The 16,652-nt window shown below is 44.2% G+C and carries 10 protein-coding genes and 4 tRNA genes; 7 read left to right on the top strand and 7 right to left on the bottom strand.

Going from position 1 to position 16,652, the window contains the following annotated elements; translation table 11 throughout:
* Positions 1–3: 3 nt before the first annotated feature.
* From ABDW02_RS00905 to ABDW02_RS00880, 6 genes are all read left to right on the top strand, one after another.
* Entirely contained in the window at positions 4–1,974 is a 1,971-nt protein-coding gene (locus ABDW02_RS00905; protein WP_343631204.1) for a hypothetical protein, read from the top strand.
* On the top strand, positions 1,971–4,880 hold the full coding sequence (locus ABDW02_RS00900) for a contractile injection system tape measure protein (protein WP_343631201.1): 2,910 nt from the start codon (positions 1,971–1,973) through the stop codon (positions 4,878–4,880). Before ABDW02_RS00905 ends, ABDW02_RS00900 begins: the two co-directional genes overlap by 4 nt.
* Before the next feature lie 72 nt (positions 4,881–4,952).
* A complete protein-coding gene (locus ABDW02_RS00895; protein WP_343631199.1) occupies positions 4,953–5,771 on the top strand; it encodes an HNH endonuclease in 819 nt (272 codons plus the stop codon).
* A 15-nt stretch (positions 5,772–5,786) separates the two neighbouring features.
* Positions 5,787–6,317: a DUF4157 domain-containing protein gene (locus tag ABDW02_RS00890; RefSeq protein WP_343631197.1), complete on the top strand. Its 531-nt coding sequence runs from the start codon at positions 5,787–5,789 to the stop codon at positions 6,315–6,317.
* 7 nt (positions 6,318–6,324) lie between these two features.
* On the top strand, positions 6,325–7,632 hold the full coding sequence (locus tag ABDW02_RS00885; RefSeq protein ID WP_343631195.1) for an ATP-binding protein: 1,308 nt from the start codon (positions 6,325–6,327) through the stop codon (positions 7,630–7,632).
* A gap of 8 nt (positions 7,633–7,640) precedes the next feature.
* Positions 7,641–8,942 (top strand): hypothetical protein, encoded by a 1,302-nt coding sequence (locus tag ABDW02_RS00880; RefSeq protein ID WP_343631193.1) that lies wholly within the window; start codon positions 7,641–7,643, stop codon positions 8,940–8,942.
* 342 nt (positions 8,943–9,284) lie between these two features.
* Here the strand turns inward: ABDW02_RS00880 and ABDW02_RS00875 are convergent, their stop codons facing one another.
* The 6 genes from ABDW02_RS00875 to ABDW02_RS00850 all read right to left on the bottom strand — a co-directional run bounded on the left by ABDW02_RS00875 (position 9,285) and on the right by ABDW02_RS00850 (position 14,705).
* Positions 9,285–11,522: a hypothetical protein gene (locus tag ABDW02_RS00875; RefSeq protein WP_343631191.1), complete on the bottom strand. Its 2,238-nt coding sequence runs from the start codon at positions 11,520–11,522 to the stop codon at positions 9,285–9,287.
* A gap of 166 nt (positions 11,523–11,688) precedes the next feature.
* Positions 11,689–11,811 (bottom strand) — tRNA-OTHER (locus ABDW02_RS00870).
* A 262-nt stretch (positions 11,812–12,073) separates the two neighbouring features.
* Positions 12,074–12,146: transfer RNA gene (locus ABDW02_RS00865), tRNA-Leu, on the bottom strand.
* Positions 12,147–12,210: 64 nt separating this feature from the next.
* Positions 12,211–12,284: transfer RNA gene (locus ABDW02_RS00860), tRNA-Pro, on the bottom strand.
* A 14-nt stretch (positions 12,285–12,298) separates the two neighbouring features.
* A tRNA-Gln gene (locus ABDW02_RS00855) sits at positions 12,299–12,369 on the bottom strand.
* A gap of 917 nt (positions 12,370–13,286) precedes the next feature.
* Entirely contained in the window at positions 13,287–14,705 is a 1,419-nt protein-coding gene (locus ABDW02_RS00850; protein ID WP_343631189.1) for an RtcB family protein, read from the bottom strand.
* Between the two features lie 246 nt (positions 14,706–14,951).
* Here ABDW02_RS00850 and ABDW02_RS00845 point away from each other — a divergent pair, with 246 nt between their 5' ends.
* Complete coding sequence (locus ABDW02_RS00845) at positions 14,952–15,989, top strand: WYL domain-containing protein (protein WP_343631187.1); 1,038 nt, start codon at positions 14,952–14,954, stop codon at positions 15,987–15,989.
* Positions 15,990–16,343: 354 nt separating this feature from the next.
* On the opposite strand, the gene ABDW02_RS00840 is transcribed toward ABDW02_RS00845, so the two are convergent.
* On the bottom strand, positions 16,344–16,631 hold the full coding sequence (locus ABDW02_RS00840) for a hypothetical protein (protein WP_343631185.1): 288 nt from the start codon (positions 16,629–16,631) through the stop codon (positions 16,344–16,346).
* Positions 16,632–16,652: the final 21 nt, after the last annotated feature.

Raw genomic sequence — 16,652 nt, 5'->3', positions numbered from 1 at the left:
GCTATGTTTATCCGAAAACGCGAACGTACGGACAATTTTTACCAGGAACTCCAGGAAAAAACACTGGAACGCCTGCAGGAATTAAGCGGTGATGTATGGACTGATTTCAACATCCATGATCCCGGTGTGACCATTTCGGACAACATGAATTATGCCCTGTTCGAACTTCAGTACAAGCTGGAACTTCCCTTCCGTTCATTCCTGGGTCCGGACACAGCGGACTATGCAAGTAAGGGGATTTTACCGGCAGATCTCATTTTCTCCCCGTCTATCGTTACCACGGAAGATTATGAAAAACTGTTTCTGGACGGAGTAGTGATGCCCATCGAAGTGATCGAGAACAACAAAAAGGTATTGAAAAATGCCAAAATCCTTGAAAGCTGCCTGGTCGAATTTTCAGATGGGTTTTACACCGTTAAAGCTTCCGTATCGCTTAGCAAAACTGCCATTACCAGCGAAGAACACATCAAAGAAGAAGTCTTCAAACTGTATCATGCCAACCGGAACCTTTGTGAAGACCTGCGCTGGGAGGACATTCAAATCCTCACCAAAGTCATTGGAAAGCGAAAAAAAGAACCGGAAGAACAGCCTATTCAGATTGAGAAAACCTACGACCTGGACAACGCCGATGGCCCGATCAAAATTCACGATTACCATTCTTTCCAGTTGGATTTTCCGGATGTATACGGCATTGGCCACCGCGGACTTCCGCTGGAAGCCAACAACCGGAATATCGCCCACGTGCGGCAATTGAAAGGCTATTTGCTGATGATGGATTTCCTGATGGCTGATGTCACCGAACAAATCCAGAGCACTCCGCAATTAATCAGCTTTACGGCTCCTCCACCTTCCGGGACCGTTCCTTTGATTTCCATTCCGGATGTCAAAGATGTGGTAGATAAAGAAAAGTTCAACAAGAATAATCAATTGCATACAACTGCCGCTATCCAGAAGAAAAAATCCGGGTTCCTGGATATCCTGGACACCTTGTACGGAGAAGATACGGACCAATTCTTCCTGGATTTCCAGCCTCCGAAATCGCGGCTGAATTACCGGGCTGCACTTACGGAAGAACTACCGGAACTAAACAGGAACCGTTTCCGTTCTTTCAATAAATTAAAACCGACCGAAAGCAACATCGTGTTCAAAGAATTGTTCTCGCTGCTTCACGGCAGTAAAATCCAATCCGAGATACCGGTACGCGACCTGCTCAAAAAACACGACCTGGAACTTCTTCCCGATTCCGTGTTCTTTGACCAATACGAAGTATACCTGGACATTGCCCCGATTTCAGGCGTATTCTACGACCCGATCTTTAATGAAACACCTCAAAATATCCCGGCCCACGAAATGGACTGGAAAGAAGAGTATTTCGCTTCGCTGCAAACAGAGATCAACCTGATTCGCAGAAATGCCATATTTGAAAGTTTCCTGGAAGTGGGTGCAAATGCAGGGAATTACCGCATGATCCAACTAAGCGAAAACAGTCGCTGGATTTTGGTATTCCGCTACCCCGGCAAAGAAGAATGGATGATCCTGGGAACTTACAAAACGCGTGATCATTTGATCCGTTCGGCCAACCGTTTCTGGGCATTTGTACGCTTTCTGAACCCGGAAAGACATTTGTTTTACCTGGTTGAACACCGCTTGCTGCAATTTATGCATCCGAAAAGACACCGGGATGAAGGAAACACCTTATCCATCATTGCTTCCAACCGGTTTGAGAACACCGAAATGAAAGAACGCCTCAAGCAATTGCTGCGCGAACGTTTGCCGGCACATTTGAGCATTAAATTATACCAGGTAAAACCGGACCATATTTACGATTTCGAACAAATCTATTACAAATGGCGTGAAGCTTTGGCCGTGAGGGACACCAAAAAAATCATTCATTTCTCGGAATCGATCAACGCATTTTTAACCGTTAGTACACCGAAAGATCCTATCGAACGAAAAGAAATAGATATTCAATGAATGGTATTTCGTCCATATCGCTCCATGTAACTGCCAGTAACGAATCGTTCGTTCAGAACTGGTACCGCGATTTTGAGCTTTTCGCCGAGAAGCACATTACGGCTGTGGCCGATCGCGTGTTAATGCGTTGCGACCAATACGGGTTTGAAATCGAGATTTCCAGGCTGGACATTGACCTGGGAAACATCCCGGAAGAAGACTTTGAGCAGGATTTCGAGCGGATACTGGAAGAAAAACTGGAGGAAAGCTTGTTGAAAGAGATCCTTTATCCTGCAAAAAAAGAAGACAAACGGTTAGAAGAAGCGGATTATCAGTTCGAAGCACTGAAGCAGTTTCTATTGCACGGAACCATGAACTGGAACCTGGCGAGACGCTTTGGCAATATCACGGAATTGTTCCGGCAGGTATTGAAAAACCGTACCAAGGAATTGAGCTCTTTTCTGAAATCCTACGGGCATTTCACCAGTTTGCAGCACCGCATGATTTACCAGTTTGAAGATGCCAGTTTGTTCGACACCGTAAAACTCATTGCACCGTCTGAATTTTCGTTCATCCGGTCGTATATCACTTTTTTACGGGTCAAATATGCCGAAATTCCCAACATAGCGATCCGGGAAGAAGAACGAAGAGTGGTCATCTGGAAAGTCGTTTACGGGTATTTGCTGAGCAACCAGAGCGCTACGTTCAATAAAAAATTGTTTGTCCGGGAAACCATCGGGAACCTGGCTTCGCACATCAATGTGAGTTACAGAGAACTGCTGAAAACGCTTACTTTCTTATTGGAAAAAGGATTCGGAAGTGTTATTCCTTCGGGTTTGCAGCTTATTCTGAATGAACTGAAGCAGGAAGAAACAACCTCGTTTATGGCGCTTCGCGTGCAGAAACCGGATGAATGGCCGCACATCCTGCGTGAAATGAAAGCTTCCGGGCGGGCAATCAAACTGCATGAAAATGAGTTGGACCAATTACGCGTTTTACTCGAGAACGAAAAAAACGTGCTTCAGATCATCAAACCACTTCGCGAAACGGAAATTTTCGACCTGGTGCGTTTACTCGTTCCTTCAGATGCAACGTTCGTGATCGAATACGCACAACATTTAAACAAACAGCATCAAAGCGGAGCCCTGCAGGGAAAATCAAGCGGTGAATTCCTGCTGTTCAAGTGGCAGGTTATCCTTCCTATCCTGGCGCTTTCCAAAAGTCCGGCAGTTAACCGGGAGTATTTGGTCTGGCAGGTTTTCAAACGGCTTTCCGCCCGCTACAACATTGAAATCTGGCAAATCATCACCTTTGCCTACAACGAAACCGGCACGTGGAAAATTCACCACGGGCTGCGGGAAATCATTCAACAGTTTTACCTGGAACTGGTTCAGGGGAAACCCAAATCCGAACAAACCAGGACCTTCGATTCCATCAATTTTCAGCTTCAATTGCTGGAGAAACGAACGAAACTGAGCAAGGACCAGCTGCGGGAATTAAAAACGAAATTAAGTTCATTGCTTTTCCGTGAATTGCTGCTGGACCGCCTGGGAGAATCGGCAAGACACCGTTTGCTGGCCATTATTCTTCCTTCCAAAGCCATTGAACTATCTGCATTCATGTACGTGCTGAACCATTCCGGAAAAGATGCGAAAATAGAAGGCCGTACCATCGGTTCCATTCAACGGCTGAAATGGAGTTTCCTCTTCGACGTACTGGAAGAAGTGCAAGGCCAGGTTTTCAACCAGGAACACATTGTTCGGCGCATTTTAGAGAAAACAGGAGCACATTACAACCTCACTTTAAACCAATTGATCGATTATTTCTACCTGGATTTCAGAAATTCAAATTTCTCCTTACCTTTTAACCTGTTTAAGACCCTGTCTTCCATCCGGTTGAAGATCGAACCGGGTGACACTTACCGAACAGAAAGGCTGAAATCCTATTCGAAAAAGCAACTGGAAAACAGGAAATTATTGGTACACTATTTCACTGAAAATGCGCAAAACATGCCGATGATCAATGCAATTTCCCAGGATTTAGAGTGGATGGATTTCCTTTCACCGATCCTCGATGCTGCCAAACGGATCGTTGATTTTATCCAGCGCAAATGGAACGTGCGCATTAATAACCAATTCTTGCTGCAAACAATTTTCAGGTTCTCCAAAAACGCCACACACCGCAGTCAGCGCGAATTAATGGCTGAAGTCTGGAACCTCATCCAGAAGAGTCTCACACGTGCTCAAAAAGTTCAGTTGGTAAAAGAACTCATGAGTCCGAATGAACCCGGAATCCTTTTAAAGCAATTAAGCATCCTGCTCGAAAAAGATCCGGAACTGATTGCTGCACAAAAAGAAGCCCTGGCTGAGGAAGCTATGGACGAAGAAGAGTTGCCGGAAGAAGCAGTTGAAGAAGAAACCGGGAAAAAAGTCCAGTTTATAGACAATGCAGGTTTGGTGCTCCTGGCTCCATTCCTCCCGCGATTGTTTAGCATGCTGGAACTCACGGAGAACGGAAAATTCAGGGACCGCGACGCACAGATCAAAGCTATTTTCCTAACACAATACGCAGTTTTCGGCGACGGGGAATTCCCCGAATATGCCCTGCAACTGAATAAACTCCTGACCCGGTTCAAAACCGGGATTCCCATTCCCCGGATATCTGTTTTGACCGATGAAGACAAACAAACGGTGGACGGAATGCTGGAAGGCGTACTGCAAAATTGGGGACGTTTGGCAAACACGTCCATTGCCGGTTTGCAGGAAGGATTTCTTCGCCGGGAAGGAAGGTTGGAAGAACTGGAAGATACTTTTTTATTAACCGTTGAGGCGAAAGGTTATGATATGTTGCTGGATCATGTCCCCTGGAATTTCCGGACGATCAAATTCAGCTGGATGCAAAAAGGGCTTCAGGTGAAGTGGAGGTAATTTAAAAGGTAAATGGTAAAAAGGTAAATGTGAAAAGTAAAAGTTTAAAAGGACGAAGTTTAAAGGAACAATATGAAGATAACTAACCGACATATCCATTCCGGGAAGGATTCAATGGTTCAGCCGAAAGCGCAAAACCAGGCAGAAGAAGGAACCATCCTTCAGGCTTACAAAACAAGTACGTCCCAGATATCCGGCGGTGTGATCCAGCAAAAACCGATCACGAGATCTATTTCAAAAGTCTTGTCTGAAACCCGGTTAAAAACCTCTGAAGACATGGATTCACTGATCTTATTCCTTAAAAACAGAGGGTACGAAGATCGTTTGCAGGAAATCATCAACAAATTTCTGGATGGTGATTTCAGGGGAACCGAAGAAAGTTCAGACGTTTCTGAAGAGGATGAGGAAGCTGTCAATTGGGCAGATCATCAGGGTCTGGAAAACCATGAAGATGAAAAGGCCATTGATCAGTACATTGAAGAAAAAAGTATTACACAATTCGCTAGAAAACCCAATGTAGTTTCCGGTCCGAAAAGTTACGGCGCTTACAAGGATGTTGCCTACAAAACGGACGATAAAGGCTGCATTGATTTTAGTACTACTCATGGCGTACCCACAGCATGGGCAAATCCGGTAGACCCCGGAACCGAAGTAGAATTATCCAAAGCAGGGAAAACGATCAACACCAAAGACCGGGCACAGCACTTCGCGATCGGGGATCACTTATTGGCGAAAACCAAGTTCGGAGCCACTGCAAAGGCATCCCAGGTAACCAATTACAGAAAATCGAAATGGACGTGGCACCATTTGAAAGACAAGTATAAAATGGTATTGGTAAATATGCTCGTTCATCAAAAACACGGTCACAATGGAGGAGTCCATTTGTGGTAATAAAAAACAACGCTTATGAAAACACATGCAAACGCAAAACAGGTAAACAGTCCTTCTGTTCAGGCAAAGGCTAAAAACCAGGCAAACGAAGGTTCCATTCTTCAGGCTTACAAAAAAGGAACAGCACAACTGGCATCCATGGAAGAAGAAGAGCCTGTTCAGGGAAAGTTTGAAACCGCTCAACTGGCTGCTGAGGAGGAAGAAGAGCCTTCCCAGCTTAAAGAGAATAAGACAGGCTTACCCGACAACCTGAAATCAGGAGTTGAAAATTTATCGGGGCAAAACATGGATGACGTAAAAGTGCATTACAATTCTTCACAACCGGCGGCACTTCAGGCACATGCCTTTGCACAGGGAACGGATATCCACGTGGCACCCGGACAGGAAAAGCACCTTCCGCATGAAGCCTGGCATGTGGTCCAGCAAAAAGAAGGACGTGTCCGGCCAACGAAACAGTTGAAGGAAAATGCCAGCATCAATGATGATCCGGGTCTTGAAAACGAAGCGGATGTAATGGGCGCCAAAGCAAATCAAATCCATCAATAGTTTCTGAATGACGGCATTCATCCACTACTTTCAAACCTTGCTTCACACGGCGCTGGCACTTTATTTCGGGCAGGAAAATGAGTTTCAATCGCTGGAAGAAATTCCTTTTCCGGAAAGTGAGGAGCTCTCCGGCTGGACGGGAAAAGAACTCAGCTGGGAAGAAAAAACAGCTTTATTGCTAGCGTTAATGCCGCATGTGAGCCCGCAGAGCCTGGACCTGTTCTTCATTTTGAATAAGAACCTGGACCGGCCCTATACGGAATTCGGTGGTTGGAAAGGAAGTTCGCACAACGGTTTTTTACCCACCGGTGAAACGCTTGCTTTCCTGATTGCTTTGAATTCCCCGGAAAAACGGAAAGTAGTGGTAAACCTGTTTGACCAGGAACATTGGTTTTATAAGGAAAATGTAATCCGTTTGGAAGGCCAGGGTCCCGGAGAACCTTATTTAAGCGGGAAACTGTGTGTTTCGGATGAATTCCTGGCAAAAGTATTCCGCGATGGAAATTACCGTCCGGATTACAGCAGTGATTTTCCGGCACGACGCATGGAAACCAAATTGAGCTGGGAAGACCTGGTTATTCCATACAATTTGAAGGAAGAACTGGAGCAAATTACCCAATGGCTCGAACACGGAAGTACGATCCGGGAACGGTGGAAACTGGATAAATTCCTGAAAAGCGGTTATCGGTGTTTATTCCATGGCCCGCCGGGAACCGGGAAAACACTGACGGCTTCACTATTGGGAAAACAGCACGGAATGGATGTTTACCGGATCGATTTGTCGATGGTTGTTTCCAAGTTCATCGGGGAAACGGAAAAAAACCTGGCAAAGATTTTCGACCGCGCCGAACATCAAAACTGGATCCTGTTTTTTGACGAAGCCGATGCTTTATTCGGAAAGCGAACGGAAACCTCGGATTCCAACGACCGGCATGCCAACCAGGAAGTCGCTTATTTGCTGCAGCGCATTGAGGATTTCCCGGGAATGGTGATTTTGGCTACCAACATCAAAGACAACCTGGACGAAGCCTTTTTCCGCAGGTTCCAATCCATTTTGTACTTCCCGGTTCCGAACCAGCAATTGCGCTACGATCTGTGGCAGCGATTGATTCCTTCGGATTGGCTGGATGACAACCCGGAAGAACTGTTGCGCGAAGCAGCCATTATCAAGCTCTCGGGAGGAAGCATGCTTAACGTGGTGCAATCGTGTGCCTTGCAACTCTTTGACCCGAAGCATTCGAACAAACTGAACCTGGAAATGCTGAAAAACACGATTAAAAAGGAATTGGAGAAGGAAGGAAAACTTGTTAATTAAGAACTAGAATGAAGAATTATATTGCAGGATTGTTGCTCGTATTTACCATCGTTTTCCAGTCGGCCGGGCAAGGACAGCGCGGGCAAACCTATGTGGCTCCCTGGGATATTCCCGCACTGGAAGATCCTTACTTTTTTGAGCCTTATTTCGACACGATCTACATTCACGACACCGTATATGTCTCCAATGCGGATGCTTTCCTGAAAAAATACTACAAGGGAAAGATCACGCTGAACGAACTGGTCAAAAACCAGAAAATCCTCGACAGTATTTTACGGGATCTCAGCAAGGTTTCCGGGAAAGAACTCTTCTACAATTACTTTGGGAACCACCGTTATCCGCGAGCATTATCCAACAGTATTTCGATCAAGGAATTTTCACTGGGAGAAAACCTTCAATTCATAAAACGATTCCAGGACAAAGAATATGCTGGGGCCGGAAATTTAAATGACGGGCTTCTTTTTCGTTTCAACGGGGCTTCCCGTACCAATCGGTTTCTCACCAATGATGAAGCTGTAATCCGGGCCATTTCATACATATTCACGGCACTTCAACCGGACAGTTCCAAAATCAAAACGATCAGCTTATATTTTCCAGATTTCAATTTCAAGGAAAAAAGAGCGATGGCCCAATTCGTAAAATCAATTCGCAGAGTGATGGATGCTTCAACATATCCGTCAATCAGGAATATGAAGCTCAAACTGTTTTTTCATGAACCGAAGGATCGCAATATAATCGGTGACGATTTCATGTATGCGTTGATCCTTATGGCAGATGATGTGATCTTATTGGATCCGACCAATATCATGGATGATTATTATGTGAATGGCGATCCTTTCAGCTATTCGGAAATTCAGGATCTCAGTTTGTTTACACAGATTAACAGCCATTTTTACCTGGCAAAGTTTAGTACCGGCGATACGGCTTCCTACATTGGCACTTTGAGTAATTTTTCCGTCAAAGACATACGGCCTGTTGTCATGGGTGATAGTCCGGATAATAACTGGGAATCTTATTTATGGTTCCTGATCGGTTTGATCTGCCTCGTTGTTGTGATTATCCTGTTATACCTGTTCTACCCTCCCTTCTCCTATTTATTAAACCAGAACATGGGAATTGTTTTGGCTTCGTCCATTATTTTTATCATTGAATTCTTCATCTTATTAGCCGCTCTTTTCAACTACATGTGTACGGAAGATGATGAAATTTCATCCAGCAAGAATACCTGGATTATGTTCTGCATGCCGATTTTGATGGTGGTGGTATTGCCATTGATGCGGCAGTTTACGCGGAATAAAAAACTTCCTTGATCATGTCCCGCAGGGGGACGCTGAGGAGCGCTGAAGAATATGGCAGTAGTTAATCTCTACCTGCTGTGAGCTCTTTCTCTTTTGCACGTTTTAGCTTAGCTGAACTTACGTTTCGCAGATTATGCAGATCAGCCCAGGTTTCTACCTGCGGCAGAGTTGGTTTTTCTCCCGAAGATCACCCAGATTACACATAGGAATGAATCTAATTTAGCTATGTTCCTTCTGAAGAGTTCTATTTACTTAAAAGTTCATGTAAAACAGTACAAAGCCCCAGGACCGGATTATCCCGAGGCGTGGCACTTCCGATAAAAGTTGAATATAGGAATCCGGAAGTGTGATTGTTTATCCCAAAAGTAAACCTGTTACTTTCGCAGTGTTGGAGGCCCAGTTCAAGTCGTAAACTTCATCTGCCAGCGCAGGATCGGTTACCAGTTCCAATCCCTGGACTTCGGCTTTCAGGTTGAGTACATCACCGATTTTCAGTTTTGCATCCAACTTTCGCAGGAAGCTCAGTACGGTTTCTGCATTCATATTTTGAACGATCTGTCCACCAAACGGCATTTCCATCCAGATGATCTCTTTGTTGGCAATATCCAGCAAACCAAACACCATTCCTTTATCCAGGCTTTGTTTGATACGGACTTCCTGCTGCACATCTCCCGGATTGTAAGCCACTCCGTTGGAATGGATATCCATCGGGAATGCACTGTTCATCCATCCCACTTTCATGTTCACAGACAAGCTTCCTCTCGAGTAAGCATTACAAGTGAAACTCACGTATTTCGCGCCTCGTTTAGCCAGTTCTTCCAGGTCCAGTTCAATGTATTCCACTGCTCCTACATTGTCCGGGATATTTCTCACGTCGCCGCTATGCTTACACCCGATCGTGTTCAGGTTCGAGAACGAACAATAGTCTGTTTCTTTCTCGTAAACAACGCTGCAGCTCAAGTCCATATCCAGGTGTTGCGCCGGAAGACCTTCTCCCCAATGCATGAACAAACGCACCTGTTCACCTTCCACCTTGAAGCGTGTTCCCATCGGAGTTACCATCATATCCTGGACATGATTGCTTCGGTCTCCGATAGCCAAAGGAATCCGGAACAAAGCATCATCGATGTACATCGTCTTATTCCCGTTTGGTACTTCTCCCAAACGTTTGGTGATTACTTCCAGGCTCAATTCCTCGATTTTCAGCTGCATTCGCTCCAAATCCAGGTTTGAGTAAAGGTTCAGCAATTTGTTGGTCGGAACACGTTTTGAAACGGAACCCAAAGGTTTCACTGTTCTGGAACTGTTCTTCACGAAGTAATATTCCGCATACATATTCAGGCTGTAGATCAGTCTGGCCGGAACCTGGTGCATGACTTCCTTAAAATTTGCTAGCGTTTCATCCGCTCCGAAATAAAGCATGTTGGAAAACAAAGATCTGGCAAACAATCCCGGACGCTGTTTCAACAAACGGAATGTTTCCTCCGCATCCATTTTCAAGCGGAAATGGTTTACTCCCCCGTTCCACACTACATAACGTTCGTTGTAGAAAACATCCAGCAAGGTTCTCAAACGGTCGAATCCTTTTCGTTTGCTGTATTCAGCCAATCGCAGTGCACGGATCACACGTACCCAGATTTCTCTTTTCGGGTGCATGGTTTCACATTGCGCTTCGGTATTCATCGTCAAACCGTTCAGCCATTCCGCGTACATTTTGCATTCGGTTCTCGAAAACTTCAATTTCAGTTTTTCTTTCTCCTGTTTTTCGATACCGGAAACCATTGCTCTACCCAACATATGCGTATTTCTTACGTTTCGTCGCAGGATCACTTTTGGTTCCACCAATTGCAGGTAACCCGTATGCTTGTACCAGATATAGCGCAGGATATCGTTCGGGGTTGAGAACAGGCCAGAAACCTGCTCGGATTCTCCTTTCGCGCAATACACGTCGATAACGATCATCTGGGTTTCTTTCATCCCGATTACGGAAAAGTCAGTCACCCCGAAATTCGCAACCAGGATTTCCAGGCTTTCCGCTTGTGTAGCGTCCAAAGCAACCGGTGATTTCAGTAAATCCAGCAACAGGTTTTTCAAATCGTTTTCACCCCACAATTCCAATACTTTCAATTTTGCAGGAGCTTTCAGATCCAACTCCAGGGAAGTCTCGAATTGTGTTCCGCAGTAAGGACAACCATTGTATCGTTCCAACGGGAAAGTTCCCTCCGGGATGACATGTCCGCAAGCCAGTTTTGTTCCTTTTTTGCTTTGGAAAACATTCGCCAGGAAGGTAAATACATGGTCTAAAAAACCTTCTCCTGTGGGGTTATCCCACTGTTTCACAAGAGGCATCCAGTTTTTACCGACACCGGCAGCTTCCTTCAGATCTTCCAGCAATTCCAATTTTGCCATTGGAGTCAGGGTATTAACCTTCGCCAGCAAGTTTTCCGAAAAAGTGAATCCCAATTTATTGCAATTTGCCACCAGGACAACGGTTGTTTCATTCAGGGTTTTTCCCTGGTTTTGCTCCTGCGAAGCATTTTCCAGGAACAATGCGTTGTGTCTCAACGCTACTTTTGTCAGTTCTTTTCTCATAGTAATATGTATTAATTAAAAAACGGTAATCTTATTTCTATCCAATCACGTGGTGCTTGCACCAGAAGTAAGAAATAATTGACCTGTTTCCTTAGGTAATCAGCAAGCTTCTAAAGACGGACTCGAACCGTTAAACCAATGAAGTAAGCATCCTTTGACCTAATTGTGAGATAGACGGGATTCGAACCCGTGCCCCATGGAACCACAGAAGTAGTAAGTTCCTATTGACCGTTTAAGCGGTAATCTAAAAACTAAAAAGCCATTGCTCTACCAACTGAGCTACTATCTCGTTTTCCGGGTAATCAAAGAGGTAAACTTTTAAGGTTCAATTAAAACAGAAGTAACCTCTTTTTGACCCGGGCATCTCAGAAAGAGCATGAGAGCAAGAATGATGAAAAGAAATTCTTATTCAGAACTTTTGTTTTTATCAGCATTCAGAGCATTTAATCTGTTCTCTTTCTTTGACATGACAAAGGTTAAAAGAATCTGCGCAATCATTTTGCGTAGATAAATTTTTCTTTGTAAAAAAGATTCAGGTGACTGATCTTTCGTACGGGAAAAGGGATTCGAACCCTTAAAATCCTGATACTAAATCAGGCGCGTATACCGTTCCGCCATTCCCGCGTTTTCAGAATAGAATGAGAAAAGAGGATTAACTTCCTTTTTTCTGTTCCTCCTTCTGAACCAGTCCGAAGAGTGGGATTCGAACCCACGACCTCCCGTTTCCAAAACGGGTAAACTAAACCACCGTTATCTCTCCGGATTTATATGTATTGTTGCCCCAAAAGGATTCGAACCTCTAGTACAAGAACCAAAATCTTGTGTGTTGCCATTACACTACAGGACAGTATCAGTATGAGAATGAGGCCGCGTTCGCTAAAGTTATAGCGGTAGCGAAGCGAGAAAGAGATTAACTTCTCTTTTTCTGTTCCACATTCTGAACCAGTCCGAAGAGTGGGATTCGAACCCTGACGCTGGTGGTCAGGATCTAAGGACCCACGACCTTCCCAACGGTACCGTCGGGATAAACCAACCACCGTTATCTCTCCGGAGAAATCGTACTGATTCCTTAAAAAGAACTTAAGAGACAGTTAAGCAACTTTTCGCATGTTCAGTACGAAGATTTTTCTAAAAATCCAGGCACAAAAAAAGCATCCCGGATGGAGATGCTTCAATGAATGTTCAGCTTATAGCCGCTTCATCGAAACCTTCCATGTATGTGTTGTAATCTTGCACAAGTATCCTGCAGTAATGCCGGGACATTGAGTTGGCCAAAGAGTGCCGGTCGCATAATTGATATAAATACTTGTTTCATGTTATTCATTTTTAATTCCCGCAACAACTTGTTTTTCGGTGAGGCAAAGTTGAATACTATTTTTGAATCTACCAAATTATTTTTGAATTTATTTTATTGATTATCAATCAGTTAAATCAAATTGTCAGGCAATAGAATTCCTGTCCGCATACTGCAGATTTTCACCTTTCGGGCAACCGACTGTCTCTCAATTGCTTTGTGTATCAATGCTTATTTCTATTCTTCGTTTTTCGGTTTCATTTTTACCTCAAAAAAATTCAAAAAAAAAAGCGTCCAAAGTTTATTTGGACGCCTGTATTTGTATTTAATCTTGCTTTCTTTTACCGGAATTCATTCCCAAACAGCACATACAACGAGTCCTTTTCTCCACGAAGAATCGGGAGTATCAGCTGCTGAGCCTGGAAATTGTATGTCATTTTTGAATTCATTTCAGCGGTAAATATAAGTCATTATTTTATTTGTTCATTTTGTCGTTGCTCCAATTTACGACGTCTCTTCTGTTTCCACGGAGCATTTTTCTCCCAGTCTCCGGCCATGATACATCCGTAAGGCATTACCTCATCGATCACTGTTCCCAAACCAAATTCATTCATCTGATTTCTCACAGTTGTCGCATTCTTATAAGCAGATGGCAATTCGGTGATATCGATTTCCTTCGAGAAGAACCGAACGTCCAATCCGGCAGTTTCCTCGGCGAAAATAGATTCTATAGTCTGCTCACCTTTTGATTTACGGTGTTGCGTTCTGCTCAAATTTCTTCCTGCTCCGTGCGGTGCAAATCCCAAATTGGAGTCCGTAGTTTCGCCTTCCACGATCAAAACCGGTTCAGACATGTTCAACGGAATCAAACGCGGACCTGTAATATCCGGCATAAATGCTGCATCCAATGGAGTTGCACCTTTTGCATGATAAAACAAATCTCCTTTTTTGAAAACGAAATTATGTTCATTCCAGAAACGGTTTTGTACTTCCACTCCCAGCTTTTCGGCTGTTGCGTTATGGATTACTTCGTGATTCGCTTTTGTCCAGGAACGGATGACCTGCAACGCGTCCCAATAGGTTTGACCTTCTTCTGTTTCAAACGGAATCCATGCGTTTTGCTTCAGGGTATCCGGAGAGATCTCTTTTCTGAAACGCTCCGCGATCTTCATTCCTTTATCGTACAGACGTGCTCCTACTCCACGTGATCCGTGGTGCGTAATCATCATCGTATTCCCGGTAGCTTTGGAAATTCCCACGAACAGGAAGTGATTTCCATCGCCTTGTGTTCCCAAATGAGATCTTGCCGCAGCAATCATCTGCTGGTCTTTTAAGAAAGCGTTTTGTTCAAATGCTTCCAGCAAATCTGATGGAAAACGGAACTGTGTATTCCGGTCTCTTCCTCCCGGCCCGAAATGCGTTACGGAATGTGCTGCATCCAATACGTCCTGCGGATTTACTTTCCCGAAATCCGTCAATAACACCGAACAACAAATATCCGCGCTATGCATTCCCGGGTGGATTGCGTTCTTTGTCACCACCACTCCACCTACCGGAATTGTTCCGATAGGGCCTGTCGGACAAGCATCCGGCATGATTGCTCCACCTACTACTGTTGGTGTTTTTACAATTTCTTTCATCGATGCAATCACGCTTTCAACATTTGAAATCTCTACTTCTTCTTCCGCACGGATGTTTACCGAGAACGGAACCCCTGCTTCATTCAAGGGAATGACCGGCTGTGAAACATAAGGCAATAAATATTCGTTCATTGCTTCTGCTGTCAATTGGTTTTCATTGATATACTCAATGGCTTCTTTAAACCATTTTCCAGGGCGGTATCCCAATTCGATCAATGTGTCTCCGGATATGTTTTTGTAATTTTCCATCTTTTTTTGTTTTTTACCCCTGACGTCTATTCGCCAGGGGGTGTAGTGTTGTTTTTATTTTGATGAAACAAAGGTTGGAAGCTACTACGCAATCATTTTGCGTAGGTAAAAATAAATTTTAATTTTGTTTTCTCCCGTCGCAAATTATAAGCGTAAACTGGTCTTTAGCACGCAGATTCGCTTCGCGGAATTTACGTTGTGCAGATAGACGCAGCGGTTAGTAAACACCTGTTTTCAGATTATATTATGGCTCAAAATAAAAATGCTTTAATCCGCTACAAGACGATTGACAAATGTTTGCAGAACAACTACCGTCAATGGACGCTCCAGGACCTGGTAGATGCCTGTTCGGATGCACTTTATGAATACGAAGGACGCGATGTAAACGTGAGTTTGCGTACCACCCAGCTGGACATTCAATTGATGCGCAGCGACAAACTGGGTTACAATGCCCCGATAGAAGTGTATGATAAACGTTTTTACCGCTACTCGGATCCCGATTATTCGATTACGAATATTCCGCTGACGGAAAATGACATGACGATCCTCAATGAATCGGTAGAAATGCTGAAACAGTTCAAGAATTTTTCGTTGTTCCAAGATTTGAACGGAGTCATCCAGCGTTTGGAGGACACCATTTACGTGGAAAAGACCCATCAGTTGGCCATTATTCATTTGGATAAGAATGAACAATTGAAAGGTTTGGAGCATTTCGATACGATTTACCAGGCCATCGTGAAGCGGATTTGTTTGATCCTGAATTATCAATCTTTCAAAGCCGACGAGCCGACAAAAACACACTTTCATCCGTATATCCTGAAGCAATTCAATAACCGCTGGTTCGTTGTGGGACGAAAAGAAGGACATTCGCGCATTGTAACGTTTGCGCTGGATCGTATTGCAGGAATTGATTACGACCTGGACCTGGATTATTCCAATGACGACTTTGACGGCGATCTGTACTATAAGGATACTTATGGCGTAACGGTTCTGGGTGATTCGATGCTGATGGACGTGGTCTTAAAGGTTGACCGTGAAAACGCTCCTTACGTTATTACCAAACCGCTCCATCAATCCCAAACACTTGTAAAGACTTTCGAAGACGGCTCCGTGATCTTTCAATTGCGGGTTCATTTGAATATGGAGTTCGACCGGTTGATACTAGGATTCGGGCCTTGTATCGAAGTGCTGAAGCCGAAGATCTTACGAAACCGGATCCGGAACCGGTTTAAGCTGGCTTATGAGCAGTATGTAGGAGGAGCCTCAAGGGACACGGAGACATAAGCAGACTTTCCGTAGCTATATCTTTCAGAACACGAGGAGATTTAGGTTATCGGTGTTTCAGGGAAGATGATTTGTAGTTTCGCTCTGCTCACGAGGTTATTCTTAGAAGATTTATGGGGGTGAAAGGCGTAGGTTGGCAACTGCGTTGCTGTTTTTAACCTCAAGGGACGTGCAGCTTCGCTTTTTTTTACCGCAGAGAAGGAAGGACGCAGCGTTTTTGATTATGCAGGATTGGCAATTGCGTTGTTTTTAACCGTTTACGGACGCAAAAGACATAAAGCATTGATGGATTCAAAGAGGTGCAGCTTCGTTTTTTTACCGCAAGAAAATAAGAACGCAAAGCTTTATTTTTTGCTATTGGGACTGATTACTTTTTGGCTTAAAGAAGAGTTTTTTAATCAGCAGGATGGGAAGGATCAGTGCCAGTTCGCAAAGCATTAATGCCGCCATATTTAACAGAATTGCGTGTTTCATTCGAAACATGCCGTTTTCATCGCTTATTTTTTCAATGATAATGGTTGCGGGATACCATTGCATTTCCGTAAAGATGAACGCAACTATTGCAGGTACCACAATAGCGACGATGATCAGGATACGGGCTTTCTTCGGAAGCGCGTTTAATGCAGGAGTTTTGTTTTCCATTTTAGCTTATGTTTTGATTTG

Source organism: Fluviicola sp. (genome assembly GCF_039596395.1).
Taxonomy (GTDB): Bacteria; Bacteroidota; Bacteroidia; order Flavobacteriales_D; family Crocinitomicaceae; genus Fluviicola.
The sequence above is the reverse complement of the archived record's forward strand: the minus strand, read 5'-3'. Positions and strand labels throughout refer to the sequence as shown.

Excerpts from the sequence above, each read along its gene's own strand:
- ABDW02_RS00845 (WP_343631187.1), top strand. The coding sequence starts at position 14,952 with ATGGCTCAAAATAAAAATGCTTTAATCCGCTACAAGACGATTGACAAA.
- ABDW02_RS00875 (WP_343631191.1), bottom strand. The coding sequence starts at position 11,522 with ATGAGAAAAGAACTGACAAAAGTAGCGTTGAGACACAACGCATTGTTC.
- ABDW02_RS00895 (WP_343631199.1), top strand. The coding sequence starts at position 4,953 with ATGAAGATAACTAACCGACATATCCATTCCGGGAAGGATTCAATGGTT.
- ABDW02_RS00885 (WP_343631195.1), top strand. The coding sequence starts at position 6,325 with ATGACGGCATTCATCCACTACTTTCAAACCTTGCTTCACACGGCGCTG.
- ABDW02_RS00900 (WP_343631201.1), top strand. The coding sequence starts at position 1,971 with ATGAATGGTATTTCGTCCATATCGCTCCATGTAACTGCCAGTAACGAA.
- ABDW02_RS00905 (WP_343631204.1), top strand. The coding sequence starts at position 4 with ATGTTTATCCGAAAACGCGAACGTACGGACAATTTTTACCAGGAACTC.
- ABDW02_RS00840 (WP_343631185.1), bottom strand. The coding sequence starts at position 16,631 with ATGGAAAACAAAACTCCTGCATTAAACGCGCTTCCGAAGAAAGCCCGT.
- ABDW02_RS00880 (WP_343631193.1), top strand. The coding sequence starts at position 7,641 with ATGAAGAATTATATTGCAGGATTGTTGCTCGTATTTACCATCGTTTTC.
- ABDW02_RS00850 (WP_343631189.1), bottom strand. The coding sequence starts at position 14,705 with ATGGAAAATTACAAAAACATATCCGGAGACACATTGATCGAATTGGGA.
- ABDW02_RS00890 (WP_343631197.1), top strand. The coding sequence starts at position 5,787 with ATGAAAACACATGCAAACGCAAAACAGGTAAACAGTCCTTCTGTTCAG.